Origin of the sequence: Plantibacter sp. H53, from assembly GCF_001650455.1 — a bacterium.
GTDB classification, from domain to species: domain Bacteria; phylum Actinomycetota; class Actinomycetes; order Actinomycetales; family Microbacteriaceae; genus Plantibacter; species Plantibacter flavus_A.
The window spans coordinates 48,020-68,168 of the sequence record NZ_LWCT01000048.1 but is presented as its reverse complement, the minus strand read 5'-3'; the positions used below and the strand labels follow the sequence as shown (position 1 = coordinate 68,168).

Genomic DNA, 20,149 nt, shown 5'->3' with positions numbered 1-20,149 from the left:
TCGTTGGGCTACGGTTGTCGGATGACTGCCACCTGGAGCCGCAAGCTCATCGCATCCGCCGCCGCCGCCGTCGCGACCATCGTCGTGGGCTTCCTGGGGGTCATGTTCGTCACGTTCGTCGGCTACCAGTTCGCCGGGACGATCTTCGCCCAGGCGAGCCCGTACTTCTTCGAGAGCACGATCATCACCTTCGTGCTGCTGCTGATCGTGGGCGTCGTCGGCCTCTACCGGTACCGACTCCTCGCCCTGCTGGGCGGCGCCGCCCTCGCCGTCATCGGAGCGCTCCTCGGCCTCATCGTCCAGGTGGCGACGACTGGGCAGCCCATCGACAGCACCGTGCTCAGCAGCATCGTCGCGACGCTCATCAGCCTCAACCTCGTCTTCGTGGTCGTCGTCGCGCTCTCCGCGGCATTCATCGGATACCCCGTGTACTGGATGGTCGTCCGCACGCAGGACGCCGTGCTCGACGACGGACGCCGGATCGCGCTCGTGCGCATGCCCGCCTCCAACCTCGCCGAAGGCCTCGTGACGCACCTGGAGCGGACGCCGATCGATGCCGAGCTCGCCGACAAGCAGTGGGACGCCTACGTCGCCGCGTTCGACGCCGCCGGCTGGGACACCACCGAGGTCTCCTGGGCCGAGCAGCTCGCGGACTCCGTCTTCATCGAGGACGCCGTCATCGTGATCGGCGACGTCGCCGTCGTGACCCGACCTGGCGCAGAGAGCCGTCGCCCCGAGGTCGTCGCAGCCGAGACCACCGCCCGTGAGCTCGGCCTGCGGGTCCACCGGATCGAGGGCGAAGGCACCCTCGAGGGCGGCGACGTCCTCCGGGTCGGTACGACCGTCTACGTCGGTCGCAGCGGCCGCACCAACGCCGAAGGCGTCCGGCAGCTCCGAGCCATCCTCGCACCGCTCGGGTTCGACGTCGTGGCGGTCCCCGTCACGACCGCCCTCCACCTGAAGTCGACGGTCACCGCCCTCCCCGACGGGACCGTGCTCGTCCACCCCGACCTCGTCGAGGACCCGTCCTTCTTCGGTCGCCACCTCGTCGTGCCCGAGCGCGAGGGCGTCGCTGTGGTCGAACTCGCGGAGGACACCGTGCTCATCTCCGCAGCCGCTCCCAAGACGGCTGCGCTGCTCGAGGACCGCGGCTACACCGTGGTCCAGGTGGACATCAGCGAGTTCGAGAAGCTCGAGGGCTGCGTGACCTGCCTGTCCGTGCGGGTCAGCTGAGCCGATCGTGGAGCAGCAGGCTGGAGCGCGCGGCGGTCGGGATCTGAGCCGGAGGACCGTCGCGCAGCGATTGGACATCCCGCTCGAGATGGCCAGACACCACGGGATCCCGCCGTTCTGGTCGGCGGACCAGTTGGCGGCGTTCCAGGCCGACCCGCCGGCGTGGTACGTGCAGTCCCGCGCGAACCGGACCGGGAAACGGCCGGTCTGGGTGGAGTTGCGGTGCGCGATCTGCGGCACCAGTGAGACGCTCCGCCCGAAGAAGTGGTGGCCGGAGTTCTCGATGGTGAGCTGCTCGTGGCACGGCGCCGACGAGCTGCCGCCGGTGCCTGAGGGTGCCCGTCGGCGCGAGGTCGACGGCATCGGAGCCTTCGTCGGCATCGTCGACGAACCGATCTCCTGACGACGAGACCACCCGGACCGGTGCGTGCAACCGCATGGATCCCTTGCAGGCTGATGGCCGATTCCCATAGTCTGGTCTGCTGCGCCGAACCTCGTTCACCGTGATCGGTCGCCGCCCGCGTTCGAGTGCGACCTGTACACCCGGCCCGCGGCTCTCGCCAAACAGGATGAGGAGGATGCCATGACGCTCTCGAACCACACCGCGCTCGCGCCGACGGTCGATCGTGCCCGCTCCGCCTCGAGCCGCCGCCCCGTGGCCGTCCCGGCGCCAGCCGGACGCGCGGCCGCAGCGGACGCCGACGCTTAGCACGAGCGCCAGGCAGTCCACCTCACCATCCGTCCGGCCTCGTCCGGGCCCGTCACCGGATGCTGCGACCTCGCACAGCGACCTCGCCGTCCGGCCGTTCCACGACCATCATCCCGTCGGTGATCGACGTCACCGACGCTCTCGCAAGGAATCCCCGTCATGACTCCGCTCGGCGATGAACGCCGTCCTGTCCAACCGCGCCAGAGCACGTTCCGTGCCCTGATGCGGATCTACCCCTTCGCGAAGACCGCCATGCCGCGGATCGTGCTCGGCATGGTCGCCGCGCTCGTCGCCGGCCTGGTGGCCCTCGCGATCCCGCTCGTGCTGCAGGCGCTCGTCGACGGTCCGCTCTCGACCGGCGACTCCGCGCAGATCTGGCCGGCTGTGCTCGTGGTCCTCGCCCTCGGAGTGCTCGAGGCGGTCATGATCGCGCTGCGCCGCTGGTTCGTCCTGACGCCCGGGACCCACGTCGAGGCGCGGATGCGCAATGCGCTGTTCGCCAAGCTGCAGGACCTCCCCGTGACCTTCCACGACCGGTGGCAGAGCGGACAGCTGCTCTCCCGCGCCGTCAGCGACCTCGGACTCATCCGCCGGTGGATCTCGTTCGGCTTCGTGCTCCTGATCGTCAACGGCGTCACGATCGTCATCGGTGCCGTCATCCTGTTCACCTGGAACTGGCTGCTCGGACTCATCTTCATCGCGCTCGCCATCCCCGTGTGGGTGTTCGGGTTCACCTTCGAGGGGCGGTACTCGGTCATCGCCCGGCGCAGCCAGGACCAGGCGGGTGACCTGGCGACCGCCGTCGAGGAGTCCGTCCACGGCATCCGGGTGCTCAAGGCGTTCGGTCGCGGCAAGCACGCCCTGCGGAGCTTCGCGTCGCGCGCCGAGGACCTGCGGGGGACCGAGATCGAGAAGGCCAAGGCCATCGCGGGGATCTGGTTCTGGCTCGTCCTGTTGCCGGACGTCGCCTTCGCGCTCTGCCTGTTGGCAGGGGTCTGGCTCGCGTCGATCGGAGAACTCACCGTCGGTCAGCTGTTCGCCTTCTTCGCGACGGCCACGATCCTGCGGTTCCCGATCGAGTCGATCGGCTTCCTGCTCGCGATGACCTTCGACACCCGGACGGCGACCGACCGGTACTTCGAGGTCATCGACTCTGTCAACACGATCACCGACCCCGAGCACCCCGAACGCATCCGTGAACCGCGCGGCGAGCTCGTGTTCGAGGACGTGCACTTCCGCTACCAGGACGCACCCGACCGCTACGCGGACGTGGTGGACGGCGTCGACCTCCGGCTCGAGCCGGGGGAGACCATGGCACTCGTCGGTCTGACGGGTTCCGGGAAGTCGACCATCACGGCACTGACCACCCGCCTGTACGACGTCACGGGTGGGCGGATCCTGCTCGACGGCGTCGACATCCGGGCGCTCACTCGGGAAGACCTGCGCAGGCACATCGCGATGGCGTTCGAGGATGCGACCCTTTTCTCGGCGAGCGTCAAGGAGAACGTCCTCCTCGGGCGGGACGACATCGACCTCGACTCCGCGGAGGCCGATCGGATCCTGCGCGAGGCGCTCGACATCGCCCAGGCCGGGTTCGTCGACGAATTGCCGAACGGCGTCGAGACGCTGGTCGGTGAAGAGGGGCTCAGCCTGTCCGGTGGGCAGCGTCAGCGGCTCGCACTCGCGCGTGCGGTGGCCGCGCGGCCGGAGGTGCTCGTGCTGGACGATCCGTTGTCGGCGCTCGACGTCGACACCGAGGCGCTCGTCGAAGCGGCACTCCGCCGAGTGCTCGCCTCCACCACGGCCCTGATCGTCGCCCACCGGCCGAGCACCGTCACCCTGGCGGACCGCGTCGCCCTCCTGGAGGACGGTCGCATCACCGCCGTGGGTCGCCACAGTGAGCTGTTGCAGCACAACGCCCATTACCGCTACGTGATCTCGAGTCTGGAAGACGACGAACGAGAGTCAAACCGCCAGGAGGTGAACCTGTGACCCCGCCGACGACCGTCCACGGAGTGGAGGGTGAGGAGCGCGACGACCTCACCCGTGACGAGTCCGCGCACATCCGGCGCCGTTCGCTGCGCCTGCTCGGATCGCTGCTCGCGCCCCTGCGCCTGCGCGTGATCGCCGCCATGACCATCGTCGTGGTGTCGACGGCCGCCCAGGTCGCCGGGCCCGCGTTGATCGCCCTCGGCATCGACCGCGCCCTCCCTGCCGTCCTGGAACGCGCCGACTGGATGCCGGCCTTCCTCGTGGTCGGCGCGTACCTGCTGACCGGCGCCGCCGGTGCGACGCTGATCTCCTGGTACACCGTGCTCGCCGCTCGGATCAGCCAGGCGATCCTGATCGACCTGCGGAAGCGCGTGTTCCTGCAGACGCAGCGGCTCAGCCTCGACTTCCATGAGAGCTACACCTCGGGTCGCATCATCTCCCGGCAGACGAGCGATCTCGACTCCATCCGCGAGTTGCTCGACTCCGGGATCAACCAGCTCGTGTCCGGCGTGCTGTACATGGGTTTCACCGCGGCGGCCCTCGTCCTCGTCGACTGGGTCAGCGGTCTGGTGCTGCTCGGGTCGCTCATCCCGCTGTTCGTGCTCACCCGCTGGTTCCAGCTCCGCTCGCAGCGGATGTTCCGCGAGTCGCGCGTCCGGTCGGCGAAGCTCATCGTGTTCTTCGTGGAGGCGATGACCGGCATCCGTGCCGTGAAGGCGTTCCGGAAGGAGCGGCGGAACGAGCGCGCGTTCGGCGAGCTCGTGGAGCAGTACCGCGACACCAACGCCCGGGTCATCCAGCTGTTCGGGGTGTTCGATCCCGGACTGGTGTTCATCGGCAACGTCTCCGTCGCCGTGGTGCTCCTCGTCGGCGGGTTCCGGGTCGCGGACGGACAGCTCGCGATCGGAGCGCTGCTCGCGGCGCTCCTCTACACGCGGCGGTTCTTCGACCCGATGGAGGAGATGGCGATGTTCTACAACTCCTACCAGTCGGCCGCTGCGGCGCTCGAGAAGATCTCCGGCGTGCTCGAGGAGCGTCCCGGGGTGCCCGACCCGGTCGCGCCGGTCGACCTGTGGACGTCGCAGGGACGCATCACCTTCGACGACGTGACGTTCGCGTACGCCGCCGACCGGGTGGTGCTCCCGGAATTCGACCTCGAGATCCCGGCAGGGCAGACCATCGCACTCGTCGGCACGACCGGTGCGGGCAAGTCGACGCTCGCGAAGCTCATCAGTCGGTTCTACGACCCGACCGACGGTGCGGTGCGCCTCGACGGCATCGACCTGCGCGATCTCCACCCGAAGGACCTCCGTCGGGCGATCGTCATGGTGACGCAGGAGGCCTACCTGTTCTCCGGCTCGGTCGCCGACAACATCGCGTTGGGCAAGCCCGACGCGACGATCGAGGAGATCACCGCCGCCGCGAAGGCCGTCGGCGCGCACACCTTCATCGAGGCGTTGCCGAACGGCTACGACACCGACGTGAACAAGCGCGGTGGTCGGGTCTCGGCCGGACAGCGGCAGCTCCTGTCGTTCGCGCGGGCGTTCCTCGCGGATCCGGCCGTGCTGATCCTCGACGAGGCGACCGCATCGCTCGACATCCCGAGCGAGCGACTCGTCCAGGACGCGCTGCAGACCCTGCTCGCGGACCGCACCGCGATCATCATCGCGCACCGGTTGTCGACCGTCGCGATCGCCGACCGGGTGCTCGTGATGGAGCACGGCCGGGTGGTCGAGGACGGCGCGCCAGCGGAGCTCATCGGCGGCACGGGTCGGTTCGCCGCGATGCACGCCGCCTGGCGGTCCTCGGTCGGCTGACCCGGGCCGCGCAGGCGTGTCCACGGGGTCCTCAGGTGACGGAGTGACCCCGTGGGCACTACACCTCGTCTCGTCGACCTGCCACAATGAGCGGATGACCAGTCAGGAACCGCGTTCGCTGCGTGTCGCCGTCGCGGACGACGCGGTGCTCCTCCGTGAGGGTGTCGCGCAGATCCTCAAGGCGGGTGGTCACGACGTGGTCGGATCGTTCGGGTCGGCGGTCGACCTGGTCGACCGCATCGACGCGGGGCTGCAGCTCGACGCCGTGGTGCTCGACATCCGGATGCCGCCCACCCACACCGACGAGGGCATCGTCGCCCTCGAGCAGTTGCGGGCGTCGGGCTTCGCAGCCGGGGTGCTCCTGCTGAGCACGTACGCGGTGCCCTCCTACGCGGTCCGCGCGCTCGGCTCCGGAGGTGGCACCGGTTACCTGCTGAAGGACCGCGTCGCCGACTCCGGGACACTCGTCGACGCCGTGGAGCGCGTGGCGGCGGGTGAGTCCGTCGTGGATCCCGAGGTCGTCTCCCTCCTCGTCGCGGAGCGGACCCGGTCCGACGGCCTGGACCACCTCACGGAGCGGGAACGCGAAGTCCTCACCCTCATGGCCGAGGGGCGATCGAACTCCGGCATCGCGAAGGCGCTGGTCGTCAGTCTGAAGACCGTCGAAGCACACATCAGCCGCATCCTGGCCAAGCTCGGACTCGAGGACTCCCCGGCGGACCACCGCCGCGTCCTCGCGGTCGTGCGATGGCTGGAACACACGGATGGCTGACGGTCGCCCAAACGGACGGGCGACCTCGCTGCCCATCCCGGCACCGGCCGGCCGCGGGCGCCTGCCGTGGCCGCTGCGACTCGGTATCCTGCTCGCCGCCGCACTCGTGTGCGTCCTGTCCGTCGTGTTCGGCGTCGTCCAGCCGGGCATCGCCGACGGCAACGGTCTGCCCTGGTTGGTCGGCCACCTCGCGGCGCTGGTGGCGGCAGGGCTGATCTGGTGGCTGGCTCCGACGGCCGCTCCGGGCTGGGTGATCGTCGGGTACGCGCTGGCCGAGACGGCCTACATGTGGGCGTACGGCATCGACGCGGGCTGGCTCTGGCCGCTCCTCATGTCGATCTCCGTGCTCCCGGGGGTCGCGCTGGTGTGGCTGGCCCTGGCCTTCCCGGCGGGCCGGCTGCGGCGCGGCTTCGATCGGCGGCTCGTCATCACCGCCTCGGTCTACCTTGTCACCTATGCGATCGTGACGCTCCTGGTGACCCCGAACCACGTGCTCGACGCGAGCCACGAGCGGAGTCGGTACGCCGTCCTCGCGACCGGAGACGTGGCCGACGCGCTCGGTCGGGTCCACGCGGGTGTCATGGGGGCCTTCGCGGTCGTGGTCGCGGGTGTCGTGCTCCTGCGGTGGGCGCGGAGCAGCGGAGCGGCCAGACAGGTCGCCTTCATCATGCCGGTCGCGTTCGTGTTGTGGCTCGTCATCGGGGTCGCGTGGTCCCTCGTCCGCCTCGGGGGATGGCCGGAGCACCTCCGGCTCGTCGTCGAGGACCTCAACGCGTTCTCGGTGGTGCTCGTCCCTGCCGCGTACGCGACGGGTCTCATCCGGATGCGGACGATCCGCGCCAGGGCCGTCGACCTCGTGCAGACCGGACAGCTGAGCGAGACCGGTCACGACCGCTGGGACGGTGCGGTGAAGACCGTCCTCGGGGACCGCACCGCCCGGCTCGTCTGGCCGGGATCGCAGCGGACCACCGACCGGGACCCACGCGGTCGGGCGATGTCGAGCGTCGGCGACGCGGACGCGCCGCTCGTGTACATCGAGCACGACGCGGCTCTGCTCGACAATCCGCAGTTGCTCCGGTCGGTGTCGGCGTCGCTGCGCATCATGATCGACAACGAACGACTCACCGCTGAACTCCGCCACTCGTTGCGCGAGGTGAGCCGGTCGCGGTTGCGCATCGTGCAGGCGGCCGACGAAGCGCGACGGCGGGCGGAGCGCGACCTGCACGACGGCTCCCAGCAGCAGCTGTTCTCCGTCGCGCTGCGACTCCGGATGGCGAGCGACGCTGCACGCGCCGACGGCCAACTCGCCCTGGCCGACGGCCTCGAGACCACCATCGATCAGCTTGCGAGCGCCATCAAGGAGCTCCGCGAACTCGCTCGAGGTCTGCACCCGGCGCTCCTGGCCGAGGGCGGATTGGCGCCGGCGATCGCCGAACTCGGGCGCCGGTGCACCGTCGTCACCAAGGTCGCCGTGGAGCTCCGCGAGCGACCCGGGCAGCTCATCGAGTCGACGGTCTACTACGTCGTCTCGGAGTGCCTGGCCAACGTCACGAAGTACTCCGGGGCGTCGAGCTGCGAGGTGGTCGTCTCCGACGATCCGGACGGCGGGCTCCGGGTCGTGGTCGCGGACGACGGGGTGGGCGGTGCCGACCCCGCGCGGGGGAGCGGGTTGCGCGGTCTGGCGGACCGGGTCGACGCCGTCGGCGGGACGATGCGCGTCGAGAGCCCGATCGGTGCCGGGACGGTCGTCTCGATCCACCTGCCCGGCTGATCGGGTTCGAAGCCGGTCAGTACAGCAGTGCCTCGCGACCCAGGCGGTACCGCCCGCCGCTCATCGGGACGATCGGTGTGCCCTCGGCCTCGTAGTGTTCGAGGGCGCGATCCTCGTGCCCCGTCGGAGGGAGACCGCCCGACCGGACGACCCGCCACCAGGGCACGGCGTGCCCGTACTGCGCCATCACGCGACCGACGCCGCGCGCCGACTTCGACCCGATGATGGACGCGACCTGGCCGTAACTCAGGGCGCAGCCCTCGGGGATGTCGGCGACGACGGCCAGCACGGCCTCGGCGAACGCCTCAGCCGAGTCCGTCGGTGACGACCCGCTCACCGTCTCAGAGGCTGATGCTGCCGATGGTCTCGCCGTACTGGGTCTCGCCGACGGGGGAGAACCCGACGCGGAGGAAGAACGCCTCGGGACCGAGGTCGCCGGGCTCGTAGATGACGTTGACGTGGTCGAAGCCGCGCTGCTTGGCCTCCTCGATGAGCGAGGCCACCGCGAACCGGCCGACGCCGCGGCCCTGGTCGTCGGCGTCGACGTTGATGCGCCACAGGGCGGAGCGGAACTCCTCCTGCGTCGACTCGTGGTCGAAGTTGGCGGAGATGAAGCCGACGACCTCGTCGCCGTCGAGGATGACGCGCTGCCAGGAGGTGGCGGGGTTCACGACCGCGGCCGCGACCGCGTAGGACACCGGGGCGATGAACTGCTCCTGCCCGGGTTTCATGGTGAGCGCGTTGACCGCCACGATCGTCGATGCGGACAGTTCTTCCAGACGCAGCTCAGCCATGAGCCCAGGCTAACCTGTCCGGCGGACCGCGGATAGTCCGTCGGACCGCCGACACGCTGCTCGTGGCGACATCCACGGCCGACCCACAGCCGGGGAGCGGGGCGTCCGGGTGCCGTCGGATCCAACTGTCTCGATGTCAAGAGACCTGGCAGGTCTTGTAAGCTAGGGCGTGGCCGTGCCGTCCACCTTTCGGATGCGGTCTCCTCCATGCCATGCGGAGCACTCCACCGCGTGCGCACCTCCGTAGGCCGCTCGGCTCAGGGCGGCATCAGAAAGGACAACCAGTGTCGAAGATCAAGGTCGAAGGCACCGTCGTCGAACTCGACGGCGATGAGATGACTCGCATCATCTGGCAGTTCATCAAGGACTCGCTCATCCACCCCTACCTCGATGTGAACCTCGAGTACTACGACCTCGGCATCGAGAAGCGTGACGAGACGGACGACCAGATCACGATCGACGCCGCGCACGCCATCCAGAAGCACGGCGTCGGCGTCAAGTGCGCGACCATCACCCCCGACGAGGCACGTGTCGAGGAGTTCGGTCTCAAGAAGATGTGGCGGAGCCCGAACGGCACCATCCGCAACATCCTCGGCGGCGTCATCTTCCGCGAGCCCATCATCATCTCGAACATCCCGCGTCTCGTGCCCGGTTGGAACAAGCCGATCATCATCGGCCGCCACGCGTTCGGCGACCAGTACCGCGCGACCGACTTCCTGTTCAAGGGCGAGGGCAAGCTCACGGTCGAGTTCACGCCCGACGACGGCTCGGAGCCGCAGAAGTTCGAGGTCTTCCAGTCGCCCGGCGACGGCATCGCACAGGTGCAGTACAACCTCGACGCCTCGATCCGCGACTTCGCGCGTGCCAGCCTCAACTACGGCCTGAACCGCAACTACCCGGTGTACCTCTCCACGAAGAACACCATCCTCAAGGCCTACGACGGCCGGTTCAAGGACATCTTCCAGGAGATCTTCGACGCGGAGTTCAAGGAGCGGTTCGAGGCTGCCGGCATCACCTACGAGCACCGACTCATCGACGACATGGTCGCTTCGGCCATGAAGTGGGAGGGTGGTTACGTCTGGGCCTGCAAGAACTACGACGGCGACGTCCAGTCCGACACCGTGGCTCAGGGCTTCGGCTCGCTCGGCCTCATGACGAGCGTGCTGGCCACGCCCGACGGCAAGATCGTGGAGGCCGAGGCCGCACACGGCACCGTCACGCGCCACTACCGCCAGCACCAGCAGGGCAAGCCCACGTCGACGAACCCGATCGCCTCGATCTTCGCGTGGACCCGTGGTCTGCAGCACCGAGGCGTGCTCGACGGCAACCAGGAGCTCATCGAGTTCGCGGCGACCCTCGAGGACGTCGTCATCAAGACGGTCGAGTCCGGCGCCATGACGAAGGACCTCGCGCTCCTCGTCGGCCCCGACCAGGCCTACCAGACCACCGAGGAGTTCCTCGAGACCATCTCGGCGAACCTCAAGGCGCGCCTGGCCTGATGACGTCGGCCTGACCGGCACCGGCACCACACGGACGGGGCCCGGGAGCACACGCTCCCGGGCCCCGTCCGTCGTCCGGGTCACGACGCCGGCCCGGACGGTCGTGTTAGCGTCGATGGACCACCTCGACGACGACGTGAGGACCATCGATGTCACCGATGACGAGAAGACAGTTGCTGGCCTGGGCTGCAGCCGGTGGTGCGACCGCACTCCTGGCGGGCTGTTCCACCCCGGGGACGGTGTCGCCGAACACCGGTCCGACGATCGCCCCGGCCGCCGCCGGTGAACGGATCACGCTCACGTACTGGGCCTGGTTGAAGGACCTCCAGAAGGTCGCCGACGTCTGGAACGCCGACCACCCGAACGTGCAGATCGAGGCCGTGTGGATCCCCGGAGGCAACGACGGCGGGTATCAGAAGCTCTACTCGGCGCTCGCCGCGGGTGGTGGTCCGGACCTCGCGCAGGTCGAGATGCGGACGCTCCCCGAGTTCCTGCTCGTGAACGGGTTGGTCGACCTCCGGCGCTACGGCGCGGACGAGGTCGCGTCGCGGTACAACGAGACCCTCTGGAACCAGGTCTCCTACGTCGACGGGGTCTACGGGATCCCACAGGACTCCGGTCCGATGGCGCTCTACTACCGCCCGGACCTGCTCGACCGGGTGGGCGCGAAGGCCCCGGCCACCTGGGACGAGTGGTTCCAAGTGGCGGGGGCGGTGCGCGACGCCGACATGTATCTGGATTGCTTCGCCCTCGACGACGCGTCGTGGTTCGCGGCCATGGCGACCCAGGCCGGCGCGTCCTGGTTCCGTGTCGACGGCGACCGGTGGATCGTGGACATGACGGACGACGCGACCCTGGAGACGGCCAGGTTCTTCGACCGGGCCATCGATGAGGGCGTCATGACCACCTCCTACAGCCAGTTCTCACCGGCCTGGTTCGCCGCTGCGGCGAAGGACTCGATCGCGTCGCTCGCCGGAGCCAGCTGGGGAGACGCCCTCCTGCAGGGCGTCTCGGGGGCCGAGGGCAAGTGGCGGGTCGCGCCGTTGCCCCGTTGGGGGAGCGAGGGGTACGGCTCGACCTTCCAGGGCGGGTCCACGGCTGCCGTCCTGGCGAACAGCGCCCACCCGAGGGAGGCGCTCGAGTTCGCCGTGTGGATGACCACGAGCGACGCCGGCATCGACGCCATGATCGAGCACTCCGGCATCGGGTGGTCGCCGAACGACGCCTACATCGGTGCCCGCCGACAACAGCCGAGCGAGTTCTTCGGTGGCCAGAACTACAACGAGGAGGTCTTCGTGCCGGCGGCCAAGGAACAGAACAACGAGTGGCAGTGGTGGCCACTCACCCAGCAGACCTTCAACATCCTCGCCGACGGGTTCCGGGCCAAAGCCTCGGGCGGCACCCTCGTGGACGCCGTGGTCCAGGGGCAGCGCGACGTCATCACCGCGTTCCGCAACAAGGGCCTCCGGATCGAGGCGGCGTCGTGAGCGCCGTCACGGAACGCCCGGCGCGGGGTGTGGCGGACGACCCGTCCCGGTCGGGATCGCAGCGCCGACGCCGGACCTCGGTCGCGGCTCCGTGGATGCTCCTCGGACCGTTCCTGGCGCTCTTCGTCCTCACCTTCATCCTGCCGATCATCGTCGCGGTCGGCAGCAGCTTCGTCCGTGTCTCACGGAAGAGTGTCTTCGGGGAGGAGGGCGTCACGACCGAGTTCGCGTGGTTCTCCAACTACGCCCAGGCCCTGGAGAACGGCAACTTCATCGCCTCGATCGGCCGGATGCTCCTCTTCGGCGTCGTGCAGGTCACGGTCATGATCGCGCTGTGCACCCTGCTGGCGCTCCTCCTCGAGTCCGCCTCCGCGAAGTGGCCGGGGTTCTTCCGGGCCGTGTACTTCCTGCCCTACGGCATCCCCGGCGTGATCGCGACGATCCTCTGGTCGTTCCTCTACGTCCCGGGACTCAGCCCGATCATCGACATCGCCGGGGCGATGGGGATCGAGCTCGACTTCCTCGGCGCAGGCACCGTGCTCTGGTCCATCGCCAACATCGTGACCTGGACCTACACCGGGTACAACATGATGATCGTGGTCGCCCAGTTGAAGGCCATCCCCGGCGAGGTGTACGAGGCCGCGAAGGTCGACGGCGCCGGGCCGTTCCGCGTCGCGGTGAGCATCCAGCTCCCGCTCATCCGGCCGGCGCTCATCCTCACGACCGTGTTCTCCATCATCGGCACGCTTCAGCTCTTCGCCGAGCCCCAGGTGCTGCAGACCGTGTCGCCCGCGATCGACAACGAGTACACGCCGAACCTCAGCGCCTACACGACCGCGTTCGCCTACAACGACTACAACGTCGCCGCAGCGCAGGCGGTGCTCATCGCCCTGGTCGCGTTCGCGCTGTCGTTCATCTTCCTGCGCCTGACGTCGAGGAGGGCATCATGAGCGAGACCCGGAGCATCACGACCGCGACCTCGTCGAAGCGAGCCCAGCGGCTGAGCGACCAGCAGGGGCGCCCGGGTGGGTCCAGGGGGATGCGGGTGCTCGTGACGGGCATCCTCGTCGTCGTCGCGGTCTACTTCCTGGTGCCCGTGTACTGGGTGGTGATCGCTGCGACCAAGAGCACCGAGGATCTGTTCGGCAGCAACGGCTTCCTCCTCGGCTCGGAGTTCTCGTTGTGGTCGAACCTCCACGAGGTGCTCACCTACGACGGCGGCATCTTCGTCCGCTGGTTCGGCAACTCGGTGCTCTATGCGGGCGTGGGAGCCCTCATCGCGACGTACCTCGCCGCGGCAGGCGGGTACGCGCTCGCGAAGTACCGGTTCCGCGGGCGTAACCTCGTCTTCGGCACCATCCTCGGCGGGGTCCTCGTGCCGGGGACGGCCACAGCACTCCCGCTGTTCCTGCTCTTCAGTCAGCTGGGACTCGCGAACACGTACTGGTCGGTGCTCCTGCCGTCGCTCGTCTCACCGTTCGGGTTGTTCCTCTGCCGGATCTACGCCGACGCGACGATCGACGACTCGCTCATCGAGGCCGCACGGATCGACGGCGCGAGCGAGCTGCGGATCTTCCACACCGTGGGGCTGAAGATCCTCACGCCCGCGCTCGTGACCGTCTTCCTCTTCCAGCTCGTCGGGATCTGGAACAACTACTTCCTGCCACTCGTCATGCTGTCCGACAGCACGCTGTACCCGATCACCCTGGGTCTGAACAACTGGCGGAGCCAGGTCGACCGCCTGCCGGAGTTCTACGAGCTGACGACCGGCGGCGCGCTGTTGTCGATCATCCCGTTGGCGATCGCGATGATCGTGCTGCAACGCTTCTGGCGTGGCGGGCTCACCGAGGGATCCGTGAAGTAGCCGTCGGCCCGGAGACGGCGACGGGCCCCGGATCAGCCGATCCGGGGCCCGTCGTCAGTCGTGTCGAGCTAGAGGCTGCAGGTGTTGCCGAGCGTCGTGAACTCGTCCTGGAGCTTCGTGAGCGAATCGGTGAGCCCGGTCTGGTCGACGTTCTGCGGGTCGTCGACAGCCGTCTTCGCGACGTCGATGAAGTCGTTGAGTGCCTTCACCGAGTCGTTCGCCGCGGTCTTCACCTCATCGTTCGTGACCTTGTCGGCCGCCGCCTTGAACGTTCCGGAGAAGTCGTCGAGCTGGGTGACGGCCGCCTCGGGGTCGGAGGACAGCGAGCTCAGGCCCGACTGCAGCTGCGAAGCCGACTCCGTCACCTCGGACTGGATGAGCTTGCACGCATCCTCCTTGCTCTGGGCGCCGCCGGCACAGCCGGTGAGGAGCAGGCCCGAGACGGCGATCGCGCCGAGGAATGCTGCTGCGTTCTTCTTCATGGTGGTGTGATTCCCCCGTGTTCGGTGCCCGTGGCGGGCCCGCCCGCGCGCTGCGGGTCGGCCTCCAGGCTACCCGGTGGAGCCAGCAGTCCGCAGGCGGACGCCGTCCGACGCTGGTGCGTGGTCGTCGCCGACATGGACGCGAGCCCCGTTTATTTGTAAGCTTGGCGAACAAACCGGTGGTGCGAGCGGGTCGCTCCACGGATCGAAGGAACCACAGCATGCAGACGCGCCACGACGCCCTCCGGAGACGAACCGCGTGAGGGTGGGACTCGACATCGGCGGCACGAAGACCGATGCCGTCGTCGTGACGGACGACGGCGCGCTCCTGCATCGGCTCAGGCTGGTCACGGGACGCGGGCCCGAAGCCGTCGTCGAGACCGCCGTCGAGGCCGTCAGTCGGCTCTCCGACGCCGTCGCGCGCCCGATCGACGCGTTCACCTCGGTCGGCGTGGGTATCCCCGGGTTGACCGTCCCGGGCACCGGCCGGGTGACCCACGCCGTCAACCTCGACGTGGAGGAACTCGAGCTCGGTGCGATCCTCACCCAGCGACTCAGGGTCCCGGTCGCCGTGGAGAACGATGTGAAGGCGGCCGCCCTCGGCGCCTGGCAGCTGCTCGACGGTTCCGGCACGATGGCCTACCTCAATCTGGGCACGGGCGTCGCCGCCGGCATCGTCACGGACGGCCGGCTCTGGCAGGGCTCGAGCGGGGTCGCCGGCGAGGTCGGGCATCTGTCCGTCGATCCGCTCGGTGACCGCTGCGGGTGCGGACAGCGGGGGTGCGTCGAGACCATGGCCGCCGGCGGTGCGGTCTCCGCCGCCTGGGGAGCCGACGTGGCCCTGCCGGTGCTCGACCTCTTCGACCACGCCGACGCCGGGGACCCGCGGGCCGTCGCCCTCCGCGCACGCCTCGGTCACGGTGCGGCCGCGGCCGTCCGCATCCTGACCCTCACCGTCGACGCCGACGACATCGTCCTCGGAGGAGGACTCACCGCTCTCGGCGAGCGCCTGCTCGCCGTCATCCGCGAGGCTCTGGCCGAATCCGCGGCCGGGTCTCGATTCGTCGCATCATTGCAGTTGGAACAGCGCGTGCGCCTCGTGCCGACGGGATCCCCCGTCGCGGCGATCGGCGCAGCACTCGTGGGAAGAGGAGAACCGTCGCATGGCTGAAGTCGTGATCGTGGGGGACAGTGGTGCCGCAGGCGCCCTCGTCGCGGAGGCGATCGTCTCCCTGATCGAGGAGCGTCCGGACGCCGTCCTCGGGCTGGCGACGGGTTCGACCCCGCTCCCCGTCTACGAGGCCCTTGCGACCCGGTCCCGCGGCCTCGACCTCTCGCAGGTGCGAGGGTTCGCCCTCGACGAGTACGTCGGCCTGCCGGCCGGGCACCCCGAGTCGTACCGTTCCGTCATCACGCGTGAGGTCGTCGAGCCGCTCGGCCTCGTGCCCGAGCGCATCCAGGTGCCGAACGGTGCGGCCGAGACCATCCAGCACGCGGGCGCCGACTACGAAGCGGCGATCCAGGCCGCCGGTGGCGTCGACCTGCAGATCCTCGGCATCGGGACAGACGGCCACATCGGGTTCAACGAGCCGGGCTCGTCGTTCGCCTCGCTCACCCGCGTGAAGACCCTGACGGAGCAGACTCGCCGGGACAACGCACGGTTCTTCGACTCGATCGACGACGTCCCCATGCACTGCATCACCCAGGGGCTCGGCACCATCCTCCGTGCGAGGCACCTCGTCCTCCTCGCCTTCGGTGCGGGCAAGGCCGCTGCGATCGCCGCCGCGCTCGAGGGACCGCTCTCCGCGAACCTCCCCGGTTCGGCGGTGCAGCTGCACCCGCGCGCCACGGTGGTCCTCGATGAAGCGGCGGCGTCCGAGCTGCAGCACGCCGACTACTACCGCTACGCGTACGCCAACAAGCCCGCCTGGCAAGGTATCTGACGGCTCAGGCGACGCCCGCCAGTCGGAGGAGTGCCGTGGTGAGGGCCGCCGCGAGGACGATGACGACGAACGGCGACTTCCTCCAGGCGAGGACGCCGGCCACCAGGACGCCCGAGAGTCGTGCGAATCCCGCGAAGTGCTGGTCCTGGGTCAGGGCCGTGGTCGTGAGCACCGCCATGAGCAGGACGATGGCGGCGTCCGCGAGCAGGGTCTCGACCCGTTCCGAGACCTCGGCGCGGGTGCGCAGGAGTGGCCCGGCCAGGCGGAACGTGTAGGTGCCCACGGCGAGGATGAGGACCCCGACCAGCACGAGCATCGACTGGTTCACGCGGTGACCTCCGGCTTCGGCTGCTTCCGGCCGAAGCCGAACAGGAGGCCGACGAGCGACAACAGGACGGGGATCCCCGAGGGGAGGAACGGCGTCGCGGCGACGGCGACGACCGCGCCGACGAGTGCGGCTCGGCGTGTGCGGCGCTCGCGGAGGGCGGGGAAGATGAGGGCGAGCAGCACGGCGGGGAACATCACGTCGAGTCCGAAGGCGTCCGTGTCCTCGATCACGGTGCCGGCGAAGGCTCCGAGTGCCGCGCCCGCCGGCCAGCAGAGGAGGATGCCGAGGCCGCACGCCCAGAACGCGGCGCGCTTCCGCTCCAGGGTGTCCTGATCGAGCGCGAAGACGACGGACTCGTCGTTGAGGAGGTGTGTACCGAGCACGCGGCGCCAGCCCGTGCCGACGACCTCGTGGATCGCGAGGCCGAACGGCAGGTGACGGGCGTTCACCAGCAGCCCTGCCAGCGCTGCGGTGAGCGGACTCCCGCCGGCCGCGACGATCCCGACGAACAGGATCTCCGATGCGCCGGCGAGGACGAGCAGGGCGAGCGCCAGGACGACCCAGGGCTGGATGCCCGAGTGCACGGCGACGGCTCCGTAGGAGATGCCGACCAGTCCGTCGGCGACGCAGACCAGCGCGATGGCCCGCGTGGTCGGCCGACCGAGGTGACTCCATATCGAACGCACGTACACTATATTGAACGCGTACGAAGCGTTCGTCAAATCGAACGCGTAATACCTTGGAGCGAACGCATGACGCAGGTCGAACCATCCGACGACGGAGCACCGCACGCCGCGGTCGCGGCGGCGCTGACCCGCGAGCGGCAGCGAACCGGCCTCTCACTCGCGGAGGTGGCCCGTCGAGCCGGGATCGCGAAGTCGACCCTCTCGCAGCTGGAGGCGGGGCTCGGGAACCCGAGTCTCGAGACCCTCTGGGCGCTCAGCGTCACCCTCGACGTCCCCTTCGCCCGCCTGGTCGAGCCGGCGCGACGGCCGGTCCAGGTCATCCGTGCCGGTGAGGGGCCGACCCTCGCCGCGTCCGGGGCGGACTACGTCGCGACGGTGTTGTCCGCCTGCCCGCCGAACGCCCGACGCGACATCTACCGTATCGTCGTCGAACCCGGGGAGCCGAGGCGCTCGGAGCCGCACATGCCGGGCGTCGTCGAGCACTGGATCCTCAGCACCGGTCGCGCGTCCATCGGACCCGTCGGCGAGGAGGTCGAACTCGGTCCGGGGGACTACCTCGCCCACGCCGGGGACGTGCCGCACGTCTTCGAGGCACTCGAGCCGGGCACGACCGCCGTCGTGGTCACCGAACACGTCTGAGCACCTCGACCGGCTCGGTGACCAGGGCAGCTCGGTGACCAGGGCGACTCGGCGACCGGGGCGGCTCGACGGCTGATCAGCCGTCGATGACGTGCACGAGCTCGTCGATGAAGCCGGCGAAGTCCTCGGAACGGCGGATGATCCGGGCGACGCTCGAGCGCTCCGAGAACACCTCGACGAACTGGTCGAAGACCGTCTGGAACGCGGCGCGACCCGATTCGCTGAACGCCACGAGTGCGACGACGCTCACGCGCGCTCCGCCCCACTCCATCGGCGTCTCGTTCACCGCGATCGCGATGGCGGTCGAGTGCGCGGTCATCGCCATGGCGTGCGGCACGGCCAAGGTGTCGGTGAACGCCGTCGACGACATGCGCTCCCGCTCGATCGCGGCGGTGAGGTAGCTCTCGTCGATGATCCCCTGGGCGATCATGCGCTCGCCGAGCAGGCGGATCATGCCCTCCTCGTCCTCGGCGTGCGCGTTCCGGAGGAAGAGGTCCGGGTGGAAGTACTGCAGCAGTTCGTCGGTGATCTCCGACAAGCGGGACGACCTCCGCACGCGGCTGACCGCGCTCCGGACGCGCTCCACGTCGGCCGCGGTGAGGAAGGGTTGGATGACGACGATGCCGTCGGCAGGGGCCGGTGGCTCGATCGTCGTGAGCACGAGGTCGGTGTCGATGGCGGCCCAGTCGACATCGGTGCGGGTGATGACGGATCGGACGTCGAGGACGTCGCCCAGCTGCGATTCGACGCGTCGACGCAGCACCTCGTGCATGTCGTAGTAGCCGGCGGAGACGATCGTGGAGCCGAGGAGGGCCTCCTTGCGGGCCTTCTGCTCGAGCTGGGCGCCGACGTGCATCGCGATGTAGGCGATCTCGTCGTCGTTGATGATGATCGAGCCGTGCCGCTGCAGTTGGCTGGCGATGAAGACCGCGAGCTCGTAGATCATCGGGTACGAGGTCTTGATCGAGCGGGTCAGCGGATTGCGTGAGTAGGACTGGTCCTGTGCACGACGGATGAGGTTCTGGACGTGGAGGGTGAGCCGGATGATGAAGTCCTCGTCGGAGAGGTCGACGAGGTACTCGCGGCCGGCGCGGTCCACGGCCTGACGGACGGCGGCGAGGTCGTCCTGGTTGACGTAGTCGTCGACGAGGACTTCGGCGGGAGCCCCACTGCCCGGCGTCACCACCCGTGTCACGAGCAGGTAGCTGAGGTACACGAGGTCGCCCTCGCCGAGCGCGACGTGGAAGTGGGCGTCGACGAGCCGCGCCAGATCCTCCGCGACCGCCTCGACCTCCGGGGTGCGCGGAGCATGGTCTGTGGGCTCCGCCGGACGGTCCTTCGTGACCCGGTCGATGGCGATCGCGATGTGGAGCAGCACGTTCGCGATGCCGTACTCGTTCACGTAGTACCCGCGCGCGGTCAAGGCCTCGAGCAGCTCGCCCTTGAACGGGCTGAACTCGTTCGGCGCGAACGCCCGCTGGAGCGCCTCGAGTTCGACGATGCCGCGATCGGTCTCGTCGCGGAACATCCGGCTGAGGAGGCGCCGTCGCTCGGTCTCACCGCCCGCCATCGTCACCGTCGATCCGGAACGGTCGAGCGTGAGGGCGGTGTCGGCGAGCATGGCGCGGACCCGGCCCAGGTCGCCCTCGACGGTCGACTCGCTGACGTGGAGCCGCTGTGCGGTCTCGTGCACGTCGATTCCCGAGGGCGCGCTGATGAGCAACCGGACGAGCCCGTAGAGCCGATCCCGGGGCGTCTCCGATTCGAACGCCGATGCGGCTCGTCGCCGGTAGACCGCGTAGCCGTCGGCGTTCAGTCGATACCCGTTCGGCCCGGACTCGACGACGTCGTGCGGTGCCGTGCGGGTGTTGACCGCCGTGACGTAGCTGCGCACGCTCCGCGGTGTGACGCCGAGCACCTCCGCGACCTCCGTGGCCGTCGTCCAGCCGTCCCGTCCCGCGAGGTAGCCGAGCATGCGGTCGTGTTTCTCGCGTGCCACGATGCCCTCTCCGTCGGTCGGCCGTCGCGCGGTCCGGGCGAACCGCTCCACCGAGTCAACCACCTTCCCGACTGCTTCCGCGCGTTCGACGACCTTTCCGCCCCGGCGGAAGAGCTTCTGGTGGAGCCGCGAGG

20 protein-coding genes are annotated in these 20,149 nt (G+C 69.2%); 14 read left to right on the top strand and 6 right to left on the bottom strand.

The window, feature by feature from the left end:
* Positions 1-21 precede the first annotated feature (21 nt).
* The 7 genes from ddaH to A4X17_RS15925 all read left to right on the top strand — a co-directional run bounded on the left by ddaH (position 22) and on the right by A4X17_RS15925 (position 8,294).
* Complete coding sequence (ddaH, locus tag A4X17_RS15950; protein WP_064296649.1) at positions 22-1,233, top strand: dimethylargininase; 1,212 nt, start codon at positions 22-24, stop codon at positions 1,231-1,233.
* An 88-nt stretch (positions 1,234-1,321) separates the two neighbouring features.
* Positions 1,322-1,636: a hypothetical protein gene (locus A4X17_RS15945; protein WP_064296744.1), complete on the top strand. Its 315-nt coding sequence runs from the start codon at positions 1,322-1,324 to the stop codon at positions 1,634-1,636.
* Between the two features lie 180 nt (positions 1,637-1,816).
* On the top strand, positions 1,817-1,942 hold the full coding sequence (locus tag A4X17_RS19785) for a hypothetical protein (protein WP_255376697.1): 126 nt from the start codon (positions 1,817-1,819) through the stop codon (positions 1,940-1,942).
* A 222-nt stretch (positions 1,943-2,164) separates the two neighbouring features.
* The gene (locus A4X17_RS15940) at positions 2,165-3,934 is read left to right on the top strand and encodes an ABC transporter ATP-binding protein (protein ID WP_231884417.1); all 1,770 of its coding nucleotides are present in this window, start codon (positions 2,165-2,167) and stop codon (positions 3,932-3,934) included.
* On the top strand, positions 3,931-5,751 hold the full coding sequence (locus A4X17_RS15935) for an ABC transporter ATP-binding protein (RefSeq protein ID WP_064296647.1): 1,821 nt from the start codon (positions 3,931-3,933) through the stop codon (positions 5,749-5,751). Before A4X17_RS15940 ends, A4X17_RS15935 begins: the two co-directional genes overlap by 4 nt.
* 94 nt (positions 5,752-5,845) lie before the next feature.
* Positions 5,846-6,523, top strand: a complete 678-nt coding sequence (locus A4X17_RS15930) for a response regulator transcription factor (protein ID WP_064296646.1) — start codon at positions 5,846-5,848, stop codon at positions 6,521-6,523.
* Positions 6,516-8,294, top strand: coding sequence for a sensor histidine kinase (locus tag A4X17_RS15925; protein ID WP_064296645.1), 1,779 nt, complete (start codon positions 6,516-6,518; stop codon positions 8,292-8,294). Before A4X17_RS15930 ends, A4X17_RS15925 begins: the two co-directional genes overlap by 8 nt.
* 16 nt (positions 8,295-8,310) lie before the next feature.
* Here the strand turns inward: A4X17_RS15925 and A4X17_RS15920 are convergent, their stop codons facing one another.
* Positions 8,311-8,631: an MGMT family protein gene (locus A4X17_RS15920; protein WP_064296644.1), complete on the bottom strand. Its 321-nt coding sequence runs from the start codon at positions 8,629-8,631 to the stop codon at positions 8,311-8,313.
* Positions 8,632-8,635: 4 nt separating this feature from the next.
* On the bottom strand, positions 8,636-9,088 hold the full coding sequence (locus tag A4X17_RS15915; protein ID WP_064296643.1) for a GNAT family N-acetyltransferase: 453 nt from the start codon (positions 9,086-9,088) through the stop codon (positions 8,636-8,638).
* Positions 9,089-9,372: 284 nt separating this feature from the next.
* Between A4X17_RS15915 and A4X17_RS15910 the strand changes: the two genes are divergently transcribed.
* From A4X17_RS15910 to A4X17_RS15895, 4 genes are all read left to right on the top strand, one after another.
* Positions 9,373-10,587 (top strand): NADP-dependent isocitrate dehydrogenase, encoded by a 1,215-nt coding sequence (locus A4X17_RS15910; RefSeq protein ID WP_064296642.1) that lies wholly within the window; start codon positions 9,373-9,375, stop codon positions 10,585-10,587.
* Between the two features lie 149 nt (positions 10,588-10,736).
* Complete coding sequence (locus tag A4X17_RS15905; protein WP_064296641.1) at positions 10,737-12,074, top strand: ABC transporter substrate-binding protein; 1,338 nt, start codon at positions 10,737-10,739, stop codon at positions 12,072-12,074.
* Positions 12,075-12,169: 95 nt separating this feature from the next.
* Complete coding sequence (locus A4X17_RS15900) at positions 12,170-13,024, top strand: carbohydrate ABC transporter permease (RefSeq protein ID WP_082916236.1); 855 nt, start codon at positions 12,170-12,172, stop codon at positions 13,022-13,024.
* On the top strand, positions 13,021-13,938 hold the full coding sequence (locus A4X17_RS15895) for a carbohydrate ABC transporter permease (RefSeq protein WP_082916227.1): 918 nt from the start codon (positions 13,021-13,023) through the stop codon (positions 13,936-13,938). The genes A4X17_RS15900 and A4X17_RS15895 overlap by 4 nt, the downstream gene beginning before the upstream one ends.
* 68 nt (positions 13,939-14,006) lie before the next feature.
* On the opposite strand, the gene A4X17_RS15890 is transcribed toward A4X17_RS15895, so the two are convergent.
* The gene (locus A4X17_RS15890) at positions 14,007-14,420 is read right to left on the bottom strand and encodes a hypothetical protein (protein WP_064296639.1); all 414 of its coding nucleotides are present in this window, start codon (positions 14,418-14,420) and stop codon (positions 14,007-14,009) included.
* Between the two features lie 259 nt (positions 14,421-14,679).
* Between A4X17_RS15890 and A4X17_RS15885 the strand changes: the two genes are divergently transcribed.
* Together A4X17_RS15885 and A4X17_RS15880 are read left to right on the top strand one after the other, a co-directional pair.
* Positions 14,680-15,591 carry an ROK family protein gene (locus tag A4X17_RS15885; protein ID WP_064296638.1) on the top strand — a complete coding sequence of 304 codons (912 nt, stop codon included), beginning with the start codon at positions 14,680-14,682 and terminating at the stop codon, positions 15,589-15,591.
* A complete protein-coding gene (locus A4X17_RS15880; protein ID WP_064296637.1) occupies positions 15,584-16,363 on the top strand; it encodes a glucosamine-6-phosphate deaminase in 780 nt (259 codons plus the stop codon). Before A4X17_RS15885 ends, A4X17_RS15880 begins: the two co-directional genes overlap by 8 nt.
* A 4-nt stretch (positions 16,364-16,367) precedes the next feature.
* Here the strand turns inward: A4X17_RS15880 and A4X17_RS15875 are convergent, their stop codons facing one another.
* Both A4X17_RS15875 and A4X17_RS15870 read right to left on the bottom strand, forming a co-directional pair.
* On the bottom strand, positions 16,368-16,691 hold the full coding sequence (locus A4X17_RS15875) for an AzlD domain-containing protein (protein WP_231884416.1): 324 nt from the start codon (positions 16,689-16,691) through the stop codon (positions 16,368-16,370).
* Positions 16,688-17,413: an AzlC family ABC transporter permease gene (locus tag A4X17_RS15870; protein ID WP_175484345.1), complete on the bottom strand. Its 726-nt coding sequence runs from the start codon at positions 17,411-17,413 to the stop codon at positions 16,688-16,690. Before A4X17_RS15870 ends, A4X17_RS15875 begins: the two co-directional genes overlap by 4 nt.
* A 30-nt stretch (positions 17,414-17,443) precedes the next feature.
* Here A4X17_RS15870 and A4X17_RS15865 point away from each other — a divergent pair, with 30 nt between their 5' ends.
* Complete coding sequence (locus A4X17_RS15865; protein WP_064296636.1) at positions 17,444-18,016, top strand: helix-turn-helix domain-containing protein; 573 nt, start codon at positions 17,444-17,446, stop codon at positions 18,014-18,016.
* A 76-nt stretch (positions 18,017-18,092) separates the two neighbouring features.
* On the opposite strand, the gene A4X17_RS15860 is transcribed toward A4X17_RS15865, so the two are convergent.
* Positions 18,093-20,078, bottom strand: coding sequence for a transcription antiterminator (locus tag A4X17_RS15860; RefSeq protein ID WP_369808469.1), 1,986 nt, complete (start codon positions 20,076-20,078; stop codon positions 18,093-18,095).
* Positions 20,079-20,149 lie beyond the last annotated feature (71 nt).